This window comes from Croceimicrobium hydrocarbonivorans (assembly GCF_014524565.1).
In the GTDB taxonomy this organism is placed as follows: Bacteria; Bacteroidota; Bacteroidia; order Flavobacteriales; family Schleiferiaceae; genus Croceimicrobium; species Croceimicrobium hydrocarbonivorans.
This window is the reverse complement of record NZ_CP060139.1, coordinates 30648-52080: the sequence shown is the minus strand read 5'-3', so window position 1 is coordinate 52080 and position 21433 is coordinate 30648. Positions and strand designations below refer to the sequence as shown.

The following is a 21433-nucleotide window of genomic DNA, read 5'->3' as shown; positions in this document are numbered from 1 at the left end:
CTCTGGAAGATTCCCGAATCTGATATTCAGAGCAAAGACGCTTGAAGCTTAAAATCCCCTGATCATCTTTTAACTGAAATTGAATGGAGACGGTTTGGGAGTAATGCTGTTAAAATAATTGATCAGTAGATACAAGCTAAATAAATTTTTACCCGCATGGCATCAGTGAAGAATCTTTAATAGCTAAATTTTAGCTGTTAAAGATTAATTAATAGGTAGTTGAGTGTAAATTAACTCGAGGGTAATGATTTGTCAAGTGTTAAATTTTCTTTTGTTGAGTGAGCTGTATTATGTTATTTCTATATTTGGGTGCTTCGATAATTAAGGCCTGATAATTTGAGTCGCGAATCTCGAAAAGCGTTATGAGTAGAGGGTAATTTATATATTATAACCATGATTAATAAAACTAAATCATTACTTGTCGTAATGTCTTTTGGTTTGTTTTTAAATTCTTGTACAGATAAACCTGATCAATTAGAAGATCCTGTCTCAAAAATGATGAGTTTGAATTATAATGAACAGGAGATACCGTGTGAATATGTGTTAGAACAGGCCCCAGAACCATTGATTAATATGATTAATAGTTCTGATCCTGTTGAGGAAAAACTCAATATTTATCTTTACCTAATTGCTAAATCTGTGTCTAAGTACTCTTGTACTGTGGATTTTCAGACAGTTTTTAATACTATTAAATTTAATCGTTATGCAGGAGGTGCAGATGGTCCTGCGGAAGATGAAGCCATGATTAGTGAGCTGATAGATTATGATGGTAATTTTGAGGCGATATTGATGGATGAGTTTTCAGATGCTGGTCTAGATTGGGGAACAGCTGAATCTGATTTCAAATGGGAAGGTTATGACTATTCCCCCTCAATTTGGTTAGAAAATAAGGTCTATGCAGATTGGGAACAACCAGAGCTAATTGGTGTAGGTACAGATTTAGAGTATTCTAAAGAGTTTGTAGGTGATTTTGTTCCGGCATTTTATAATGAATGTGAAGAACAAAATGAACCAACTGAAATGGTTCTAGGAAAAGTAGACCTAGAAAATCCTATGGACACTAATGCGACAGTGGAGTCCATATGCATAACAAACCCTATCTTAATTGTTCAATTAAGTTGGGATAGTAATATTGCTACAAAATCACTGAGTGACGCCCTAGATACAAATTGGTTAGGGAAAAATAAGGATACGCTAATACCACTTACTTCACCTCCTGGATGTACAAATGGTATAGTTTATGACATGCTTAGATTTAACCCTGGTTGTCAAAGATTTGAGAGAGGGAAATACTCTGAAGCAAGAATTGCAATTTGGGATATCCCTGTTGGACATGGTAATCCAACCTTATACCAAAGTGTATATAGGTCTCGCAAAGAAAATTTAAAAACATACCATAAAAATGAGAGTTGTAAATCATTTGCAATGAGTTCTGGAATAAGTCAACCAACGTTAAAGGAAGTCCAGATTGGTGATGACTTGGGAACTTTAGAAAGGAACGTTTATATAATATCATTTGAATACGATTGGTACGCTTCGTGGAGGGGATGGAGTTTTCCTGTAGATCAGGGAATCTACCCAAAATTGGGCATGAAGAGAAAAGGCTCACATGAACATTACCAGATTGCTGTAATTAAGCCTTCAGATTGGTGTGAAGATCGAGTTAAATATTTTCAATCCCCACATCATGCACTTCATATTTGGTCACATAATTAAAAATCAAAAGTGATTATCAAAACTCTTAAGAAAGCGCCAGTGATTTTACTGGTGCTTTTAAATTTCCAAAAAGCTAATTGTCAGATAATTAAGCCCAGTATTAGCATAGGCTTAACTAATTACAGCTATTTTGCTGAAAATACCCTAGGATCAACGATTAATAATACTTTTTTTAAGTCCATCGTTACTGCTCCTACTATAGGACTTAGGTTAGAGGTTCCTAAGTATTATTTTGGACTTGAGAGTAATTATTATCAAGCTAGTGTTAGTACTGTTAGTACATTATGGGATAAGCTATATGGTAAGCTCTATTTTGACGCTGGTGTATATGGGGTTTATAAAAACTTCAGGCTTTCAATATTTTACAATCACATAAATTTTAGAAATTATATTGATTTTGGATTAAGTGGTGAAATGGATTTAGCCTACGAGCACAGTGTTGGTTGCGGTTTTTCGTACACGAAAAATAATTATGAGCTAGGCTTACGAATTGAACGAGTATGGGAAATTATAGATTATGATAGATTTCCATTATCTCCAAGACTTGAAATTGTTACGCTGCGTTTGATGCGTAACTTCTCCCTTTTAAAAAACAAGGAAGAAAAAACTAAGGCCTTTGCTAAAGAAGTCGATGACTTTTTCAATCTTCAATTTGGTTTGTTTTTCACAGGTAATGGACTTCATGGAAGGGTGCCCTCTATGCCTTTATTAAAGGTCGCTCCAAGTTTAGGTGTTGAGTTTGTTTATCGAAATTTTGGAATTTATCTGAGAAGAAGTGTTTGGATGAATTTAGATGTATTCTATCCTGAAGCAGGGAAATATACTTCTATAAATAATCAAATAGGCTTGTCTTATGATTTTCAGTTGTTTGGAGATGAGCAATTTACTTTGGGAGTGCACCATGTATGGAATTATACAAGGGGCCAGCAGTACTTAAGTATTAGTCAAGGAGCGGAGTATTCAGAGGATCTATTGTCTTATATTCCACAGAATCAAGGACTAGGGTTCTTAATTGGATATGAACTAAATCGCAATCTTGACTTATTATTAAGCTCGGACTTTTATTATAAAGCCTATCCTGAATTAGGCACTGGTATAAATAGGGAAAGTATCCGAATTGGCCTTATGTATAATTTAAGGTAAAATTGAATTAACTCCGCTATACAATAATATTGAGCAATCAATAAAACTGTTCAATTACATCAGCTTTTATGGGTACATGGAATTCAGTTTCAATAGGGGTGAAATTGGATTCGCTATTATTCCAAATTGAATGGTATTGCCCGTAGAGTTTGTAATTACCCTCTGGAAGGGAATCAAATGCTAAATTCCAACGAGGAGATTCCAATTTGGGAATAGGGATTAATTGATTTTTACCAATATCGTAGATGGAATCTATGGATAAGTATTCCTTTCCATTAATATAGGTGGATTGAAAATCAAATGTATAAGCTTTACGAATTGAGTCGTAATAAAAGCGATTGGCAATAATTGATTTAGGTTCTGTGTAACAAATGCTTATGTTTTTACTGATTTCCTGAGTAATGCCGTATTGCCAGATAAGTGCTTCCCTTTTTAGGTAGGCTTGATCAGTGCTTGATAAACTGGCAGGGAGAAGGCTGTCAATGAAAAATTTCTTTTCAAATGCATGACATTTATTTTGGAAGTCCAGCCAATCTTGAGGATTAATGGTATCTAAAGCTCTAAAATCATCTACATGTTTGCGAATAGCACTTATGAATTCATTGTATTTGAATTTGCGATATTTTTGAGGTGATCCAGATTCAATTTCTTTCATGATTATATAGAGATAGGAGCTTTTATAGGCTACTATTTCCTCGATGAGTTTTTCCATTCGGTTTAACTGCTCCTCTTGAGCTTGATCTTCAGGATTTGTGCAAGCACCACTAATTAGGCATACTAAAATAAGTGCAATTACTTTTCGGACCATTTGTAATCTATAGGATATTTAAAGGCCTTATTTGAATTTCTTGAAATCATAATCATCTCGGCCTTAAGTTGATATTCGCCTGGTTTCAAATTCCCTAGGGGCATTTTCCATATAACTGAATCACTCTGTGGGTATAGATTAGCATTCAACCTTTGGCCATTATAGATTATGCTATCCAAGATTAAATAAGCATGAGCAGCAATTGCCGGCAATCCATTGAATAGAAGTTCTGTTTCTAGGTTATCAGGGCTTTTTAAACAATCAATTTCTAATTCAATTGGATGATAAGTGAAAATGGCGGAGTCGGATAACATATAATAGCGCTGAAAAATATCAATTAAGATCACCAGAATTTGACTTTTCACCTTCTGCCATTCCTCAGCGGTTTGAATATCAGAGGCTAGAATTTGTTTTTCGACGATATCTTAATTGATTTTGTTGGCTTGTGAACCTAGGTATTTGATGGCCGCTTTGTAATCTTCAAATCGATCACCTGGAGAATTCCATTTAATCGTGTCAAATTCGTAAAACCAGGACTCTAGTTTCTGAACGCTTGGATACCATCTTTTTGATTTCTGAGGGCTTTCCACCACATTAGCTTTAATCGAAGCTAGCTCAATTAATAGCTGCTCTCGTAAGCTTTGCACAATAGAATTATTTAGGCTTTCTTCAAAAGGGTCGGGACAGGGGCTACAGCTTGTTAATCCGAGTAATAGTGTGAAAGCTATAAAGCGAGAATAAGGAATTATTAGCTGTGTTTTCAATCCCATCATTTTTGAATAATAAACTTCTTCTCATCGTATTCACCTGCCTGATTATAGCTGCGCAGTACATAAACCCCATTGGCGGCATCTTCCAGGTTTAGTCGTAAATCGTCTCCATCGTATTGAAAGTCGCGTAATTTTTGCCCATTCTGATTAAAGACCTGAATAGTATGCAGTTCATTTACTTCAAACTTAACTCGAATCTCACCTCTTGAAGGATTGGGGAATAGATCATTAATTAGATCACCGCGTGAACTTTGAATGGTATAACTGCCTTGATCCTGTGCTAAAAGAATAGGGTAGAAGTTCATTTTGATGGATTGGGCATTGGCAATCTGAATAATCTCTTCCAGGCTATGACTGCTTAATGCGCCAGTATGGGAAGGAGCATCGCCAATAAGGATCACCATTCGCTTGCGTTGAGACTGAAAGAATCCTTCATTTATAGCGCGATAGACTCCATCATAGACTGACTCCGCCGTAGAAGTATTACCAGTTAAGCTAATCTGATTTACAAAATCTTTGATGTCGCGCACAGAATTGCCAAAGTCTTGATAGCGGTACCAATCCGGATTATCATGCTTATCCATATAAGTGGCCATTGCTAAACGCACACCCTTGTAACGACTTAATTGATTCAGAATATAATTGAGTCCCTTTTTTACATTTTCCACATCATTCTTCATACTGGCTGTAACATCCATAATGATCATCAGATCCAATTGATCCGATCCATTTTCGCGAATGATATCCTTGAGGCTGCGGGCTATTTTACTGGCATCTACCAGTATTTTGAGATCTCCACCTGTTTGTTGAGAAAGGGATTCAAATTGGGTGACAGCCTCTGGAACTACCAAGCTGCTGCTTTGCGCCAGAGGTAAGTCAATTTGTAGGGCCATGCCTCTACTCATGAATGAATAAATAGTATCGCCCTTTTGAGGAGCCGTAATTTCAGTTCTTTGACTTTTTTCAAAGCGCAATTGCTGAATTAGACTTTGTAGGGAATCCAAGTCTCGAAGTAATTTGGATTTTTCTTTTTCAATCGCTTGATAATCATCTAAAACGATGTAATCATTGCTATCAAGGTTTTCTTGACAGGAAATTACAATCAAAGAAATGAGCGCGAGGATAAAGAACCTTTTCATGGAAGCGTTTAGATTGGTTTAACTAGAAATCATAACGCACTAATTTTCAAATCCGTATCCTATGATTAACTCTGAAGACTAATTAGCGACTTGCTTCTTTGCTTTTAGATCCTTTACAACCCAATACAATCCTTTCAAATTGGAAGCCGCTTGTGGAATTAAGAACTGTATTATAAGATGCTCACTAAATGCGAGTATTCCCCAAATCACCATAAAGTAGTAGTAAGTAGGCCAGAATTCAATAAAGAAGAGACTGGCAAACCAAATGCCTTGAATATATCCCCCAATTTTCCAAGAGTACAAATGAAAGTTGGGAAGGCGCTTAAAGCGGATGAGAGGCAGAATATGACAGAGGGCAAAAAGACCAAAGAAAGGATAGAGAGCAACAATATGATCTTGTATCAGATCGGCTTTGAAATAAAAGACCCCGGCAAAACTCAGAAGATAGGTTCCCATGTCGGCCATGGAATCCAGACGAGCCCCTACTTCTGTGGCTTGATTAAATCTTCGGGCAATCCAACCGTCGAGGATATCGGTAATTAGATTGATGCAGATCAGCATCGCAAAAACTTCTTCCAAATCCACCCATAAGGCATAGAAGATAATTGGAAACATAATTAAGCGGTAGAGCGATAGGACATTGGGAATGGTCCAGGTGAAATTTTTAATCATTGCTTAGAATTCTTTTTTGAGGCCGATTTGCCAGATTAGAAAGGAGAGACTTAAGTGCAGGGCTAAACCCAGGCTAAATAGGAGGGCTATTTGAGGCCATTCCAAATGGATAAAGAGACTATAGAAAACAAGGGTGCCAATTAAAGAATCACTCTTGTCGATTAATACTTGCAGCTTGGGGAAGCTTTGAGAACGCTGACCAGAAGCAATGCCCATTTTGCGTTTGAAATAGGAATTGGGTAATTCTGCGAGAGCGTAGCTAAGTCCTAAACCTGCCCCTAAGAGAGCGGCTTGATTAAGAGGAATAGCTCCCGACCCATAAGCGGCCGGGAGACTAAACATTGAAGCAAACAGGCTCAGGAAAATTATACCTCGCCAGGTTTTATGGGCACCGAAATGCGCATTGGAGAGGGGTATTTCTAATGCTTTGAACCAACCATATCGAACAATCATCATATGGCTAAGATTGGCCAGAATTAGGGGAATGAAATAGTGTTGGATATGGAAGCTTAAATTCATGACAAGCGACGGATTTCACGTTCCACCACCGCTAGCATTTCAAAGGAGCTTTTAAAGACTCTTTCAATAAAGGGGTAGTTTACCAGAGTACTACCGCTGAGGTAGAAGTTGACTCTTTGCAGCAGAAAAGATTTAGCTACCAGGGCCATATCTTCCAGATAATCCTTACGGCTGTAATCCTTAGCATTAAATTCTTGGGCTAAGGCATAGTGCCAGTCCAATAATACCAGTAGTCGATTGGCTTTAAAACCCGCTTCCAAACTAAAGGCCAGAAATTCGAATATGTCTCTTTGGGCTAATCCCTGTTGGGCTAATTCCCAGTCGTAAATACAGGCCTGATCATTGTTTCGGATAGCGATATTACGCGGATTGAAATCATTGTGGATTAAGGTTTTTCGACCTTTACCCTGGCTTCCACCTTCTTCAAACTCCTTCAGAAAGCCTAGCATTTTTTGGAAATAGGGATCCAGGTTTAGATGTTGATAATCTTTGCGATTTACATCGATGAAGGCCTTAAATAAAGAGCGGGCTTCCATGAAATCCTCTGCATCTTGAAGTTCTAAATTCGAAAGGTCCTTATCCGCAAATGCCTTATGTACCTCGTGAATACTGCGAATTACTTGATGCTGTAGCTCGAGGGTCCAGGCTTCTGGATGGTTTTCGGCATTAAAAATCTGCAGCTGATCAGGGTTTAGGCGTTCTAAGGCTAGGAGGTAAATTTCCTGTTCTTCATTTTCTACTGCGCCATAGAACTTGGGCATTATGCTTAAGCCCGCTTTTTGTAAAGCTTGATAAACTCGTAATTCCTTTAAATGGCTGTTGGCATATTCCAGTTTTGCTTGATGCGCCTGTAATTCATCGGCCAGCTTGGCATCGATATTTGAAGCCATAAAGTGCAAGCCTTGATTGAGCTCCGAACCCAATGCCTTACTCTTTAAAATGAGTTCTAGCTTTTTTCCGGATTCCAGATAGAGGTCTGCAGGGAACAAACCAATCAATTTCTTGGTGGCCTTGCGGCTGAGTTCAGTAAGGATTCCATTTTCCTCAAAAGGATTTGGCAGCCATTCTATGGTTTGTACCGGATGATGAAGAGAGAATTGAGTATTGAAGAAGTCGGGGTTTAAATCGGCTTTAAGCAGCCAGTTTTTAGGTTTGTTTCTACCCAGGCTCTGATGGGCTCTTACAAACTGTCCGCTCACAATCGCAGCCAGGGTAGATAGTTCCAGAGAAAGAGCAAAGCCGGCGATAAGCTGAGCAAAACGACGGGCGCTACCAGGGCCCTTGCATGACATGAGCTCTAAAGTTTGACTGGCAATGGGAAGATGGGTTCCTCCACCAACGGTACCTACCACCAGATTTGGAAGACTGAGGCTTACATACAAACCTTCGTCGGTGGGCTCTAACTGCAGGATACCAATACTGGATTCGTGAATACAGGCTAAATCTTGACCGGTGGAAGCGAATATGCCGGCTATGGCATTGGCGATATTGATATTATAGCCAATCATCCCATCAAAGCGACTAATGGCCATTGAGTGATTAAAGGCTCGGAACATATCTTCGGCGGTGGTGCGTAGCGTGCGACTTAAAGCTTCATGGGTGATTAAAGCTTCAGCGATCACGTGAATGCCGCGACCATTTTGCATAGAGTAGAAGGAGACTTTCTTGTCGGATGCACCATTGCCATCAATCACAAAATTGAGAATCTCAAAGCCGGTCTCTTCCGGAAATTGCTTGTCGATATAAAGGCAGGCCTGCCAGGTACAAGCGGTGGTCATGTTTTGTCCGGCCGCATCATGAGTAGAGTAAATAAATTTCAGGTGCACGATTTTACCAACCACTACACTTTTAATCTCTAATAATTCGGCATGATTGGATTGCTCTTGAGCGATACCCCGGATTACTTCAAAATGGCGTTTTATCCATTGATCAAAGGCCAGAGCCTCATGCATACTCTGGAAAGTAAACATTGGGGTGCGCAGCATTTTTTGGTGAAGGATATGCGATCGAAAACCACCGGATTCGCTTAAGGCCTTGGCTCCGCGATTCATGCTGGCAACCAAGGCGCCCTCGGTAGTAGCCAGGGCCGTGTGCACCCATTCGGCTTGATCTTGGTTTTGGAAGAGGAGCGGACCTACCAGGCCCAAAGGAATTTCGGTAGTGCCTACGAAGTTTTCAATATTGTTTTGGATTTGCTCCAGGTGTAAGCCCTGTGAATCGTAGTTGAGGTTAATGCCTTTAACTAAGGTGTCGAGATAGGAGCGACGGAGCTGCAGGGCTTCGGGATGATTTTTTCCCTGACCGGGAATATGTGGGTAATGAGCTTGAGCATTCATGGGCTGGGGGCTTAAAACTTTGTCTTTCATTTTTGATTTCTTTTGAGATAAAGCGAGAGGAAGACAAACAGGATCAGCAGGATTTTCCATCCGTAGCGTATCAAATGTTTGCTGAGAAATAAGGGACTCATGACTCTCGATTTTTCGTTATGCCGTGGCTAAAGTCCAGCACTTCCTTGCAGGGGGCTTTCAAAAGCTGAAAAGAGCCTATCGGAATTATTCATTTTTCGAATGAGGCCTGATGGGATAAGACTTTGCCGGGCTCAGAAAAATCAATGAATTGTAGGATGCCATCCCGCAAAAGCGGCTAAATGCTCAATTTTGGTATTTTGGCGACTCTAAAAAAACCGACATGTCATACTTCCCGCAAAGGGCATTTTTTAGGGCTATTGAAGCCGAGTTACCTGAGAAGACCAGCTTAATACAATGGACCGCAGATCATTTAGACCTAAGCTATGCTAGTGCTCAACGGCGGGTTAGTGGTGAAAAGGAGCTGAGTGCAGGAGAATTGGTACAGCTTACCATGCTGATGCCTGTGGCTGCACAGAGAGTTTTGGAAGCCTATCCATTGCGCGATTCTTCCTTAATTACCGATAATACTTTCAATAGCAAGGAAGACTTTGTGCAATATTTGCGGAATATTCGCAGCCTTTTTCAGAATGCTTTAAAGTCGGGTGATGCGCTCTTACAATATGTGGCCTACGATATCCCCATCTTTTTATTTCTGGCCAATAGCCGGATGCTCGAATACAAGTTTGCCTTCTGGTCGAATCGTTTGCGGGATGGCTTGGAGGAATTGCCACCGGAGGCCTATGTGTTGAGCAGGGATATTTACTCCATTTACCAGCAAATGGATTCCGAAGAATTATGGAATCCTAAAGCCCGGCATATTCAATTAAGACAATTGGAGCTCAATCTGGAATCAGGTTTATTGAATGAAGGGCAGTATGCCGAATTGAAAGGCTTTATTAATCGTATTCAGGAACAACAATACCAATGGGCCAAGGCAGAACAAAAAGAAGGGGGAGGCGCCTATCGTTTGTATAGCTATGAGGATATTACGATTACCAATGGCGCTTTATTGAGTTTTGGCAATGTGCAGCAAATGATGGGGGCCTATGCGCATGTAAAGTTCTTTAGCAGTAGAGCTACCACCCATATTGAAGGTTTTAAACAAGATTGGAATGCCCATATTCGAGCCGCACAAATGGTTACCCACGGACCACCCGGCTTATTAAAGCAATGGCAGGAGCAGACTAGCGATTAAAGTAGCTTCTCTAATGCATATCCGTACAGCTGAATTTCGCTGTGGTCGATAATCTGCAAATGCAGCCAACCCAATTGACCGGTTAATTGATTTTCGATGGCGATATAGAGCTTTTTGCGATTGGGAACAATGAAGTTCTCGTAGCGGAAATGGCTATTAAAGTTTCGATCAAAGCCAGAACTGTAGCTGCTGAGACTTAAGGAGCGATTATCCCAACCTACATTTGGATCAGAGTCAGCATCAATAATGGCATCCCCAAATTGATAAGTAATGGCCTGCTGAACGATATTGAATTTTAAGGCAGAATCCTGATGATTGGTCGGGCACACATAATTGCTGCCCCGATTGTAAATGAAAGAGCTATCTGGCCCTTTACATTGATATACGGTATCAAAAAGAATAGGGCCTGTTTGAAAGGCGTAGAGGCCAAAGAAAGATTCAATACTAAGGCCTTTAGATTGCAGTTCGCCAGGAACTTCCAATTTAGTTACCCTTAAAAGCAAGTCTACAATGCTGTCTTTATCCAAGTTTAAGGAATCGACTCTTTCATTGTGCTCTCCTTGGGAATTCGAACTAAAAATGCGGCGAGGAGGATCAAATAATTGACCTTCCACCGCCGCATTGTAATATCCAAATCGGAATTCTGTACTATCAGGATTGTATCCTAAATCTTCTTCTTTTTTTCTACAGGCACTAAGTAGTAGGACTGTTATCAAGATGAAGCTAAGGGCTGCATAGTTTTTCATAGGGCTTAAAAGGCCCAATTTACAGCAAATCCTGTTTAGGACTTAAGTAGCTTAATGCTCTGTGTTAAGCCTTGTGCGTTTTCAACTAAAAGGAAATAGACTCCCTGGCTGAGGCTGTTCAGCTCTATTTGTTGCTTAGAAGAACTTAACTGACCTTTTAAAATAGCTTGGCCTTGACTGTTCAATATTTGATACTTAAGCTCAGTACTATTTTCCCAGTCGAGTTTAACAATGTTTTGAACAGGATTAGGATAAACCTTTAAATTAAGAGAAGTATTCGGCTTTTCGAGGGACAGGATAGGCCCAGTTTGACAGCGGAAGTTTTGATTAGACCAGAATGTGGCTAAAGATTGTTGCTCAAATTTAAGCTTGCTAACGGCCGCCCAGGGGTTCATATCCATAAAATCACGAGCATAATTAATCATCATATCAAAACAGAGACTGTCGCCGCTTTCCAGCTTTACCATTTCATGATTCAGTAATTGACGTTTATCGGTGGTTTCTAAAGGGGAGCAATACCAATTGTGAGAATCCTCAAAGGCCCAATTGGTTACGGGATTAGAAGAAACGGGTTCGTAGCCGTCGCCATTGGCAGGATCATAAAGCCCGGAAGGATTTTCAATGTGCAGGGCTTTTCCATTTTGCCAGCGGTTGTTGAGGTAATTCAACCAATGCTGTTGAATTTGCGGATCGGTGGTTTCAATCGGACCCATGAAATTCCCGATATTATTGTAATACATCGCTCCGGCTACGCTGCCCTGGAGCATGCTGAAACCCACTGCGGGAGGATTAAAGCCGAAGCCAAATATGCCTTCATCCAGGGAATCGGCATTATAGGTATACGAAAGGGCCAGGCTGGAATCGGAACCACAGATATCATCGAAAGAAAATCCGAGATCACTATCATACCATTGTCCGGCATAAAGTGAGTCAATATCTCGATTGGAGCGATTAATGATTTTATAGTTCAAGAAAACTGCATTTTCGGCTAATACAAGAGCCGTAGGATCGAAGCCATAGAGTTCTAAATGCACTTCCACTCCTAAAGAACTTAAATCACTGCGGGGATTATAGCGCGCTTCATCATTAAAGATGCAATACAAGCTTTGATCACCGCGGATAATGGGGTATTCACCGCTTAGGGGTTCGTACACTTTGTTTCCATTCAAATCGGCAAAAGGCGCCAGAAGCCAGGCTTCACCATTGGAGGTATCGCCATGGGCAGGCCATTCAAGGATTTCAGTAAGTGGACTGTAGCCGGGGTCTTGAGAATGTTGAATATGATGATCAATCATGCTTTTGGACATTTTCCAAACCTTGCCATAGGTGTTTTGATAATCTACACTGCTATAATCGTTTGCAATGGGACCGAAGCGAAAGTCGGTTTGGCTGTAATCCGGATCATTGTACAGCTGGTATTCTTGAACTGCGGTGCGAAGCGTATCATTTGTGAAACCCGCTAACCAAAGGTGACCAGCGAAAAGCACTGCTTTGCCTTGCGCATTTTTAATTTTGAAATCGCCCCAATAGTTATCATCTTGAAAGAGGCCGCCATTAGGACTTAAGCCACATTCGATATTATTGAGGTCGAAAGTGGCACTGCTTTGCGCGTACATCCCCAAAGCAATAAAGGAGCTACAGAGAGTTAAGTAAAATTTATGCATAGTATTCATTTTTCAGTCTATTAGACTGATGCTTATACTATGGTTGCTTGGAATGCGGTAGAATGGCAAGCTTTGACAAAAATAAAGCCATGGTAACTGCTGCTGCCATGGCTTAGATTTATTTGTATTTCTATTGGCTTAAGTTCCGGGCTCCGTAAAGCGAGCCACAGTATTCTCTATCGCTTCCAAGCTTTGTAAATAGGCAAACATCGCTTTAAGATCTCTTTCTTCCAGGCCGCCATACATAGTCCAGGGCATAATGGTTTGGAAATCGCCTTTTGTTACATCGTGAGGAACATAAGCACTATCGCCATATAGTTTAAATCGCTCCACAAATTGGGCTTCAGTCCAATTGCCCAGGCCAGTTTCCGGATGCGGTGTAATATTGGAAGAGCGAACAATGGAGCCATCTGCTAATTTGAACTCCATGCCACCGGCAAAGTCTTTTCCGACGAATTGACCTTTCTCCTGTCGAGTATGACAATCGTAACAAGCCGCTGCATTCATTAAATATTCGCCATAGGCCAATTTATCCTCAGGATTAGGGCGCTGGCTAAAAGCCGATTTTTGTGGGATGGTATTTATAATAAAGTTCATAGGGAAATCAGCTTCGGATTGAGCGTGTTCTGCTTCAATGGAAGGCAAGGTACGGAGGTAGGCAATTACGGCTTCTACATCTCTTTGATCCAACTTTCCATAATGCGAATAGGGCATAATAGGGAAGAGGGCTTCTCCATCTTTGGAAACACCGGTACTGATGGCGCGCATGATTTCACCATCGGTCCAATCCTTAAGATTATAAGGGGTGATGTTTTTGGATAGGAAGACTCCTGGGAAACCCAGATCATGATTAAAAACCTCGCCACCTTTTCCTAAGGTACCAGGTACCAAAGGGCCAGAAAATTTAGACCAGTCGCGCTCCGAATGGCAATCCATGCAAACCATTAGGTGGTTGGCGAGATAATCGCCCCTTTCGATCATTGCTGCATCAGCATTAATGGTGATCGCTTGTGCTTCACCTACATCGGGGAGGGCCAGTTTAAGATAGGCTAGGGTGGAACCACCTAATAAAATGAGCAGGCCAATTAAGATGAGGAGTAGTTTGCCGATTTTTTTCATGGTGTTTGGGTCTTTTTAGTCAGAATAGAATGAAGTGCAATTAACTTAACTCATTCTTATAGAGACTATTTAAGGCCTCAAGGTAAGTGATTAAGGCAAATCTTAAAAGAGGGGAAAATCCTCAATTAAAGAAGAACAAATACATCCAAACCATAGCCATGATGAAGCAAGGGTTCTTGGTAGACCGCAGATTTTAAGGCGCTAAAATCCACATCAGGCTTGAATTCTGAGGCTGCGGGTACACCACTATGCCAATTCGTTTCGGGCTCCGAACTTCTTTCCATATAGCCCATTGCTAGCTCATGTCCAGCTTCTAGATGACTAATAATTAGTTGGTGATTCTTAGATTTATAAATGCGAACGGAACTAATAAAAAGGCCGGCACTGTTTGGGTAATATTCCTTATTCCCATAAATGGCGTAGGTGCTATCGCCAAAAATGTAAAGGGGATATTGCGATTTCCCGATTAAGAGTTGGTCCTGTCCGCTTTGCGCATTAAAACCGAGCGAAACCATTTCGCAGCTTTTATAGAAATCACAAAAAGAAAGGTATTCCGTTTCAAAAAGCTCCATTTCTGGATATAGTTTTTGCGCACGTTTATAGGATGCGTAATAGCTTTTTAATAAGGTATCACTATAGTCCTTGCCAAAACTGTAGCTGAGGCTGCCTAGAGTGTCACTTTCTAGTAAACTTTGCTGTGAATTGTAAATGCGAATGCGGCTAATGAGTATGAACATTTCATCGCTCGGTTCAGAGGGTATTGAATCTGGTATTTCAAGATCCAGCATACGACTTCCTTCCCCAATAGATGTTCTTAGTATTTGAAAATCAACACTTACGATATTCCCATTATGAATTCCAACTGGGAAAATTTTATACTGTTCGGTGTTGAGGCAAGCGCTACTAAGTAAAGGGCTTAACAGCAGGATGAATAGAATCAGGCTTGTCTTTGGCAGATGGGCGGAGCTAGCTTTCAGATGGTTCAATTTTAAATTAATCCTTTAAAGCTAATTAAATACTTCAATTCAAGTGCTCTCGAAATTCCTTAGGGCTGATTTCAACCATGCGTTTAAACAGTCGACTAAAAGACTGGCTATGCTCAAAACCCAGATCATAAGCAATTTCGCTAATGCTTAATTCGGGTTGTGCTAGCTTTTCTTTAGACTTATCAATCAAATAGCTTTGGATATGTTGCTGGGCATTTTGACCACTGTGTAGCTTCAAAAACTGACTGAGATAGGAGGGCGACATGTTTAGGGATTCGGCTAAATCATGGACACTGGGTAGGCCCTTTCGATGCGCTGTATCGCTTTCAAAATAGTCCTGCAGCCATTTTTTAACCTGGCTAAGCAGGCTATGGTGACTAACTTTTCGAGTTATGAATTGCCTTTGATAGAAGCGTTCGGCATAATTGAGCAGAACTTCAATTTGTGCTAAAATGATATTCTGACTAAAGGCATCGATGGGATGATGGTATTCGGCTTCAATATTCTTCATTAATTGAATCATGGCCGACTCTTCTTTTTCAGAAAGATGCAGCGCTTCATTCACCCGATAGCTGAAGAATTCATACTGCTTGATTGTATCGGCTAAAGCGCTTTTCAGAAGAAAGTCGGGATGGAATAATAGGAGCCAGCCATAAGGTTTGCTACCTTCTTCATAATGGGCTTTTACGCTGATTACCTGTCCTGGAGCGACAAAAGACATCAAGCCATCATCAAAATCATAAGCTTGATGGCCATAGCGCATTTTACCTTGTACTCCGTGTTTTAATGCGATGGTATAGTAAGGAGAGCGCAGGCTGATTTCATCCCTATCGTATTGATAATTAACATCACTGTAATTCACCAGGCTAATAAGCGGGTGCTCCGGTGAAGGGAGCCCCGCCAATTTATGGTATTCGCTTATTGACATAATTAAGTGCATGGCTTCCAAAGGTATTTTAAATAAGAGTGCCGCCGGAAGCTTCAATGCGTTGAGCTGTAAGCCAATGGGATGCCTCACTACAAAGGAAAGCGACAACCGAGCCAATATCTTCGGCTTCGCCAACTCTACCCAAAGCGGTGATATTGGCAATATGCTGGCGTTTTTGCTCATCATCGCGATTAGAGCCTCCACCAAAATCGGTGGCTATGGCACCTGGCGCTACCACATTGGCACGAATGCCACGTGGCCCCAATTCTTTGGCCAGGTAGCGAGTAAATACTTCAATAGCGCCTTTCATAGATGCATAGGCGGAAGATCCAGGAAAGCTAAATCGAGCCAGGCCAGAGGAAATGTTTACGATACTGCCACCGTCCTTAATAATTGGCAAAGCCTTTTGGGTGAGGAAATAAACCCCTTTGAAATGGATATTCATCATTTCATCAAAATCGGCCTCGCTGGTCTCTACAAAAGGCTTGTAGATTCCCGTCCCTGCATTGTTTACCCAGGCATCCAATTGATTGCGATCAAAATGATTTTTAAGGATGGAGCTTAATTGATCTATAAAGTTATCAAAGCTGCTGAGGTCCCGACTGTCTAATTGAATAGCATGAGCCTGCACGCCCAAGGCTTCTATTTCGGATTTTACTTGATCGGCCGCAGCCTTATTCTGATGATAACTGAAAATTACATCTTGTTGATTTGCCGCTAAATTGAGGGCCATATCCCGACCTAAACCCCGACTACCGCCACTTACGAAAGCTATTTTTCTCTTTTGCATTTTATGAAATTTTGGATTTCAAAATTGCAAAGTTGGGGGGAGGGGCTTTAAACTGAATCGCGGCATTTTGTAACCGAATTAGCGGATATAGATTTCTTCTACAAATTTGTTTCTTTTCGGATTGGAGCGGGCATATTTTACCCTAATGGAAATCTTATGCAGGATAAAATTAGGAGGTCCATAACTCAGATACTGACCTATGAATTTTTGACCCTCCACTTCGAATTGATAAGTCACTCTGGTGCGCCAAGAATTCTTCATATAAGGCACTTTTTTAGCGCGAATAACTTCTGCCCTTGTGATTTTGGTTTCGAGGCCAATAAACTGCAAATCATCCGTAAAGAAAAGGTAGGACAAATAGCCTGCAATTGTAAAGCCCACGGCTAATAGGCTTAACCATTTTAAAAAGGATTCGCGTTCGGCTTTTCTTTTGGCAAAAAAGCCCTTTCGCCAGGTCTGCATTTTCTCCTCTTGTTTATAGGAAGTGCCTTGCATGAAATTTATTCAGGTTTTACAAAATGGGGTTTTGGAGGGGAGTTAAATAGTTAAATTCCCCAACCATTAATCGAAAATATGAGATTATACCTCTACCTCTCACTGCTTTGCCTATTTGCTAGCTCGGAAATTAAGGCTCTACCATCCGATTTAAGCATTAATCATTCAGGAATAGTGCAAGGTGATTCGATAAAAGAATATCGAGCTAGCTATATCTATTTGAATGGACTCAAGTTAGATTCCACTCAGATTGATTCCTTACAAGCACTTATTATTCAATCCTATCAAGAAGGCCGTCCTTTTCAGGAATTAGTCGAAGCTTATAATATGGATTCGAGGGGTGGTGACTTAGGATGGTTTCGTGCTAAAATCTTCGTTAAAGCCTTTGTTGAGGCAGTCGATGAACATCAAAAAGGTGAAATATTCACTGTGGATATCCCTGCCTATCATTGGTATTATGTGGTCCTAAAAACCCACGACAGTCGCTGGGTAGAGGAGTAGTCTAAATTGAGGCATGCTTGTCAACGTTTCTTATCTGGTTTCAATTTCAATAAAGGTTTTGCCATTCCAGTAGAAGAGAATTTCTTCTCGGGCTATCCATTCTTGAAAATCAATTCGGGCAGCGAATATTCCATAGGCAATGGCATTATCCGACTCAGGATTCAAATTATAGTTTTGACTAAAGTCTTGTATCGAATCGGGGCAATTCGCTTTGAGATGCTTTGAATAATCCATTCTTGAAAGCAGTCCATAGTCTGAACTGGGAATTAAACCTTTTTCAGTATGGTCAAAAACCACTAAGCTGTCTTGGAAATTAAGCCAGCGCGAGCCTGAATGTCTGGAATATACAAGCAGGCATTGACCTTCATCCGTGCTAAACTTTCGTAATTGTATAGTACTAAAGCCACTTGGACCGCTTGGGTAAAAGTGAGTTACATGGATATAGTCTGCAGTGGCGTAGTATTCTAGCCTCTCGCTTTCCAGACTATCGGCATCTGGTAAATTGTAATAGCCCCACTGTAGTAGAGAGTCTTTCGCTATCGAATCAAATCCCCAAAAGTATTCGGTTCCTAAGGCCTTGAATAATTCTTGGATGCTTTGACTGTGCAAAGGAGAGAAAAGACAAAGGAAATAGCATAAAAAGAGGGTTCGGAAGGAGGAGTTCATCGTTAGTGATTCATCAGAAATATTGCAACTGAAAATGCCAAGCAAGAAAGCAAAGTAAGACCTACCGTTGGATCTTCTTTTATTTGAGCAAGGTCTTTCCAAATAAGCCAGGCATTTTCTTTTTCCGTTTTGATCATTTGAGTTCGAGCCCAGCGATCGCTTAAACGAAAGGCCGGCCTGCGCCAAACACTGAAGAGTTCCAATGGTAAAAGGCCAACAATAACTAAATTTCGGATAAAGCATTGGAAGCTAGTCGCATTCTCACCTGTTTTTCGATCAATTAACTGAAGGCCCAGTTTTCGCTTAGCCCAGCTTTTTCCTGCCACAATATCCTTATTGAGATAGATCAGAAAAAAGAGGGCTGCTATAATTGAAGGTAGTATCCTTTTGGGAACTAGTTCCAGATATTCCATGTATAACGCGATTCCAGCGGGTAATATCAAGAAGTTAGATATCGTCATATGATCAAACCACATGGCTTTGAGTATAAGCCTTCGTGAAATGCTGCTCTTATCTAGGCTGCTTTGTTCAGTTTCCATGGTCATCTGGCAAAGAGCCTAAATTTAAACTTTGTCTTAGGATATCCCGACTATATGCAAGCCTTTGCTTTCGAAAGCGCAATTGAAAGCGTACCAGAAAAACCAGGATTGGAAAGGCAATAAATCGAAGATCGAGATAAGTTAATCCTATCCCTAAGCCATAAACAAAAGCAAAATGAATAAAGGCGATAGCTCGGATAGGTCTTTGATCAATGGGTATTTCTCGGTTCTTGTGATCCCGGTAGGAAAGCCGAAAGAAGAATGCTTCCAATGCTAAGGCACCTAAAATTAGCTCCAATTCATAGGCGATTAACAGTTTTGAAATTTTAAAGTCGCTATGCTTGGGTCTGGACTCCGGAGCCAAATCAGCACACTGCTGTAAACGAAGATCCAAAAAGCCTTGGACTTTTGGATTCAGTCTTTGATTCTTCAGGAATATTAAGTGGTAGTACTTCTTTAGCTTAGGGTCTGAAAAGATCAACAGGGCCTGTAAATGCTCAGTTTTTAGTCGCGCATCAGGATTTTCTTTTTTCAAATCAGCCCATAGCTTTTGCATGATTTTTTGAGCAGACCAATGGGGCTTGAGGCTAAAGTCTGTATAGAGTGACTTCATTCGGAAGGCCTCCTAAATCAGGTCTTTACTAAAGTGATACTGCCATCCTTTACATTGAAAACCATCTGTTGCACCGTAATATTCATTTGCACGGCGGGGTCTTGTAGTATTTTCAGACAGTCCTCAGCATCGCTGGGTTTTGAGCTTTTCAGCAATTCTAAGGCACGATCGTATCGGCTACACGAAGTAGCTTGTAATTGACCCCCTTCTTGTTTGGTGTTCTCCAACAATTTATAATCATTCGTAACCACAATATGATTCTCCTCTGCATCGCGGCTGGCAAAGCGTTTCGGACTTCGTTCAATAACCTGCATTTCTCCTTTTTGAGTGCCCGCTATAAGCAGTAAACAGTCACTAGCGATTGTAGTTTGCTCTAGTAATTCCTTGGCTTGAAGGTAGCTTTCTGCCTGACTAAGTACATCTCGTAAGAAAAAGGAAATGGGGCGAGCAAACTCGGGGGAATCATTGCTTAATACGGCATTGAGGCTAATTGAAAAAGCGCCAGGCTTTAAGCCGGATAAGACTCCAATAAAGCCGGGCCAGCCTACCGATTTAAATAGGGTTTTTGCTCCTTTTTGAAAGTTGAATATGCAGCTGTGCTTGCTTAATAAATTCGCTTCAGTATGCCAATCCAAATTGCGGGCATGTAAAGTTCCCATAGGACTCTCAAGCGCGAAGGCCGTGCAGCCAAAGTAAAATTTAAGCACATCATAATAGAGATTGGCCATCAGCACTTCATCCGCGCTGAAACTGGTGAGAGAGGCTATGAACTCTATTTCTTCAAAATACTCAGTATTAATCCAATTCTCTTTAAGTGAGCTCAGTCCTTGAAGAAGACTTTCTTCCCCACTAAAGTCTTCCAAATAGCAAGCGATTAAATCCTGAACGGCCTGGCGATGATTTTCTAAAAAAGCCCAGCGATGCTTTGGTGCAAGATCGAGGTTGATGATATGTTCAGGGATAGGCATACTAAGGTTTTACAGGGAATTTAGACTAATCGGTGGATCTTGCATCTAGTTTAATCCGGTTTCAGAGGACTAATGTAGAATATGCCAATAAATAATTCAGGAGATCCCTTAAAACTCCTCCTCAATCAAATCATTATTAATCACTGCCCCGGCAATGCTGCCACTGGCTACGGCATAGGATACCGCTCTAAATGGACTGGCACTATCGCCGCAAGCATAGATATGAGGCTGAGTAGTTCTTTGCATAAAGTCGACTTCCAATAAGCCTTGCTCATTTAGCAGGCAAGCTAAGGAGGCGGGGAGGGGGCAATGTTGCTCAAAGCTGGGTTTGCTGTAAATGGCTTCTATGCTTTGTGTGGTCCCGTCTCTAAAGAGGATTCGCTTTAACTGACCTTGCTCTTCATCAAAGGCCGCGATCTCTTTTTCGATCACTGGAATTTGATGTTTCTTTAAAAGCGCCAATTGATCAGGCTTTAAGCCGGAAGGGCCATTGCTATAAATGCTGAGATCTGCAGTCCAATTGGAGATAAGTTGAGCATAATGCATGGCCGCATCGCCCGCTGCGAAAATGCCGGTTTTAGCCTCTTTTACCTCATAGCCATGGCAATAGGGGCAGTGAATAATGCTTTTACCCCAACAATTGGCAAATCCTGGGATCTCGGGCATCAGATCTTTAACACCAGTGGCAAAGAGTAATTTCTTAGCTCGGAAAATATTGCCCGTAGCGCATTCAATTTCGAAGTGATTCTCTTGCTTGGATGCCTTCACAGCTAGGTCTTCTTTAAATTGAACCGTAGGATAGGCTAGTACCTGAGCTTTGGCTTTTTCCGCAATCACAGCGGGTTCTTCACCATCATGGGTGACGAAATTATGGGAATGTGGAGTATAGCGATTGCAAGGCTTGCCTCTATCGATAATCAAGACCTTTCGCAAGGCTCTACCCAAGGCCAGGCCCGCAGATAAACCGGCATAACTTCCACCAATTATAATGACTTCAAAGGATTGCTTTGCTTCCATATTTCTAATTGAGCTATTATGGTGACGAAAG

23 protein-coding genes are annotated in these 21433 nt (G+C 41.0%); 4 read left to right on the top strand and 19 right to left on the bottom strand.

Annotated features, from left to right (window positions below):
- The first annotated feature begins 393 nt into the window (after positions 1-393).
- Together H4K34_RS00265 and H4K34_RS00260 are read left to right on the top strand one after the other, a co-directional pair.
- Complete coding sequence (locus tag H4K34_RS00265) at positions 394-1716, top strand: hypothetical protein (RefSeq protein ID WP_210758833.1); 1323 nt, start codon at positions 394-396, stop codon at positions 1714-1716.
- A 9-nt stretch (positions 1717-1725) separates the two neighbouring features.
- The gene (locus H4K34_RS00260) at positions 1726-2859 is read left to right on the top strand and encodes a hypothetical protein (protein ID WP_210758832.1); all 1134 of its coding nucleotides are present in this window, start codon (positions 1726-1728) and stop codon (positions 2857-2859) included.
- Positions 2860-2896: 37 nt separating this feature from the next.
- Here H4K34_RS00260 and H4K34_RS00255 read toward each other — a convergent pair whose 3' ends face one another.
- The 7 genes from H4K34_RS00255 to H4K34_RS00225 all read right to left on the bottom strand — a co-directional run bounded on the left by H4K34_RS00255 (position 2897) and on the right by H4K34_RS00225 (position 9133).
- Positions 2897-3667, bottom strand: coding sequence for a hypothetical protein (locus H4K34_RS00255; RefSeq protein WP_210758831.1), 771 nt, complete (start codon positions 3665-3667; stop codon positions 2897-2899).
- The gene (locus H4K34_RS00250; protein ID WP_210758830.1) at positions 3652-4032 is read right to left on the bottom strand and encodes a hypothetical protein; all 381 of its coding nucleotides are present in this window, start codon (positions 4030-4032) and stop codon (positions 3652-3654) included. The genes H4K34_RS00255 and H4K34_RS00250 overlap by 16 nt, the downstream gene beginning before the upstream one ends.
- A 60-nt stretch (positions 4033-4092) precedes the next feature.
- Positions 4093-4314, bottom strand: a complete 222-nt coding sequence (locus tag H4K34_RS00245) for a hypothetical protein (RefSeq protein ID WP_210758829.1) — start codon at positions 4312-4314, stop codon at positions 4093-4095.
- 122 nt (positions 4315-4436) lie between these two features.
- On the bottom strand, positions 4437-5576 hold the full coding sequence (locus H4K34_RS00240) for a T9SS type A sorting domain-containing protein (RefSeq protein ID WP_210758828.1): 1140 nt from the start codon (positions 5574-5576) through the stop codon (positions 4437-4439).
- A 78-nt stretch (positions 5577-5654) separates the two neighbouring features.
- On the bottom strand, positions 5655-6248 hold the full coding sequence (locus H4K34_RS00235; RefSeq protein ID WP_210758827.1) for a CDP-alcohol phosphatidyltransferase family protein: 594 nt from the start codon (positions 6246-6248) through the stop codon (positions 5655-5657).
- Positions 6249-6251: 3 nt separating this feature from the next.
- Complete coding sequence (locus H4K34_RS00230) at positions 6252-6767, bottom strand: CDP-archaeol synthase (protein ID WP_210758826.1); 516 nt, start codon at positions 6765-6767, stop codon at positions 6252-6254.
- Positions 6764-9133: a phosphotransferase gene (locus tag H4K34_RS00225; RefSeq protein ID WP_210758825.1), complete on the bottom strand. Its 2370-nt coding sequence runs from the start codon at positions 9131-9133 to the stop codon at positions 6764-6766. The genes H4K34_RS00230 and H4K34_RS00225 overlap by 4 nt, the downstream gene beginning before the upstream one ends.
- 322 nt (positions 9134-9455) lie before the next feature.
- Between H4K34_RS00225 and H4K34_RS00220 the strand changes: the two genes are divergently transcribed.
- Positions 9456-10370, top strand: coding sequence for a hypothetical protein (locus H4K34_RS00220; protein ID WP_210758824.1), 915 nt, complete (start codon positions 9456-9458; stop codon positions 10368-10370).
- Here H4K34_RS00220 and H4K34_RS00215 read toward each other — a convergent pair.
- The 7 genes from H4K34_RS00215 to H4K34_RS00185 form a co-directional block, all read right to left on the bottom strand.
- Complete coding sequence (locus H4K34_RS00215; RefSeq protein ID WP_210758823.1) at positions 10367-11116, bottom strand: hypothetical protein; 750 nt, start codon at positions 11114-11116, stop codon at positions 10367-10369. The two genes, H4K34_RS00220 and H4K34_RS00215, sit on opposite strands and share 4 nt — an antisense overlap.
- 35 nt (positions 11117-11151) lie before the next feature.
- The gene (locus H4K34_RS00210) at positions 11152-12780 is read right to left on the bottom strand and encodes a T9SS type A sorting domain-containing protein (protein ID WP_210758822.1); all 1629 of its coding nucleotides are present in this window, start codon (positions 12778-12780) and stop codon (positions 11152-11154) included.
- A 138-nt stretch (positions 12781-12918) separates the two neighbouring features.
- On the bottom strand, positions 12919-13899 hold the full coding sequence (locus H4K34_RS00205; RefSeq protein ID WP_210758821.1) for a c-type cytochrome: 981 nt from the start codon (positions 13897-13899) through the stop codon (positions 12919-12921).
- 125 nt (positions 13900-14024) lie between these two features.
- Positions 14025-14636 carry a hypothetical protein gene (locus H4K34_RS00200; protein WP_210758820.1) on the bottom strand — a complete coding sequence of 204 codons (612 nt, stop codon included), beginning with the start codon at positions 14634-14636 and terminating at the stop codon, positions 14025-14027.
- A gap of 283 nt (positions 14637-14919) precedes the next feature.
- Positions 14920-15813 carry a helix-turn-helix domain-containing protein gene (locus tag H4K34_RS00195; RefSeq protein ID WP_246452162.1) on the bottom strand — a complete coding sequence of 298 codons (894 nt, stop codon included), beginning with the start codon at positions 15811-15813 and terminating at the stop codon, positions 14920-14922.
- 28 nt (positions 15814-15841) lie between these two features.
- Positions 15842-16603, bottom strand: coding sequence for an SDR family NAD(P)-dependent oxidoreductase (locus H4K34_RS00190; protein ID WP_210758818.1), 762 nt, complete (start codon positions 16601-16603; stop codon positions 15842-15844).
- 78 nt (positions 16604-16681) lie between these two features.
- Positions 16682-17098: a hypothetical protein gene (locus H4K34_RS00185; RefSeq protein WP_210758817.1), complete on the bottom strand. Its 417-nt coding sequence runs from the start codon at positions 17096-17098 to the stop codon at positions 16682-16684.
- A gap of 78 nt (positions 17099-17176) precedes the next feature.
- Between H4K34_RS00185 and H4K34_RS00180 the strand changes: the two genes are divergently transcribed.
- Positions 17177-17599: a peptidylprolyl isomerase gene (locus H4K34_RS00180; protein ID WP_210758816.1), complete on the top strand. Its 423-nt coding sequence runs from the start codon at positions 17177-17179 to the stop codon at positions 17597-17599.
- A gap of 30 nt (positions 17600-17629) precedes the next feature.
- Here H4K34_RS00180 and H4K34_RS00175 read toward each other — a convergent pair whose 3' ends face one another.
- The 5 genes from H4K34_RS00175 to H4K34_RS00155 all read right to left on the bottom strand — a co-directional run bounded on the left by H4K34_RS00175 (position 17630) and on the right by H4K34_RS00155 (position 21402).
- The gene (locus tag H4K34_RS00175) at positions 17630-18265 is read right to left on the bottom strand and encodes a hypothetical protein (protein WP_210758815.1); all 636 of its coding nucleotides are present in this window, start codon (positions 18263-18265) and stop codon (positions 17630-17632) included.
- 2 nt (positions 18266-18267) lie between these two features.
- Positions 18268-18810: an RDD family protein gene (locus tag H4K34_RS00170; RefSeq protein WP_210758814.1), complete on the bottom strand. Its 543-nt coding sequence runs from the start codon at positions 18808-18810 to the stop codon at positions 18268-18270.
- Positions 18794-19417: a hypothetical protein gene (locus tag H4K34_RS00165; protein ID WP_210758813.1), complete on the bottom strand. Its 624-nt coding sequence runs from the start codon at positions 19415-19417 to the stop codon at positions 18794-18796. Before H4K34_RS00165 ends, H4K34_RS00170 begins: the two co-directional genes overlap by 17 nt.
- 17 nt (positions 19418-19434) lie before the next feature.
- Entirely contained in the window at positions 19435-20385 is a 951-nt protein-coding gene (locus H4K34_RS00160; RefSeq protein WP_210758812.1) for a C45 family autoproteolytic acyltransferase/hydolase, read from the bottom strand.
- Between the two features lie 108 nt (positions 20386-20493).
- Entirely contained in the window at positions 20494-21402 is a 909-nt protein-coding gene (locus H4K34_RS00155) for an NAD(P)/FAD-dependent oxidoreductase (protein WP_210758811.1), read from the bottom strand.
- Positions 21403-21433 lie beyond the last annotated feature (31 nt).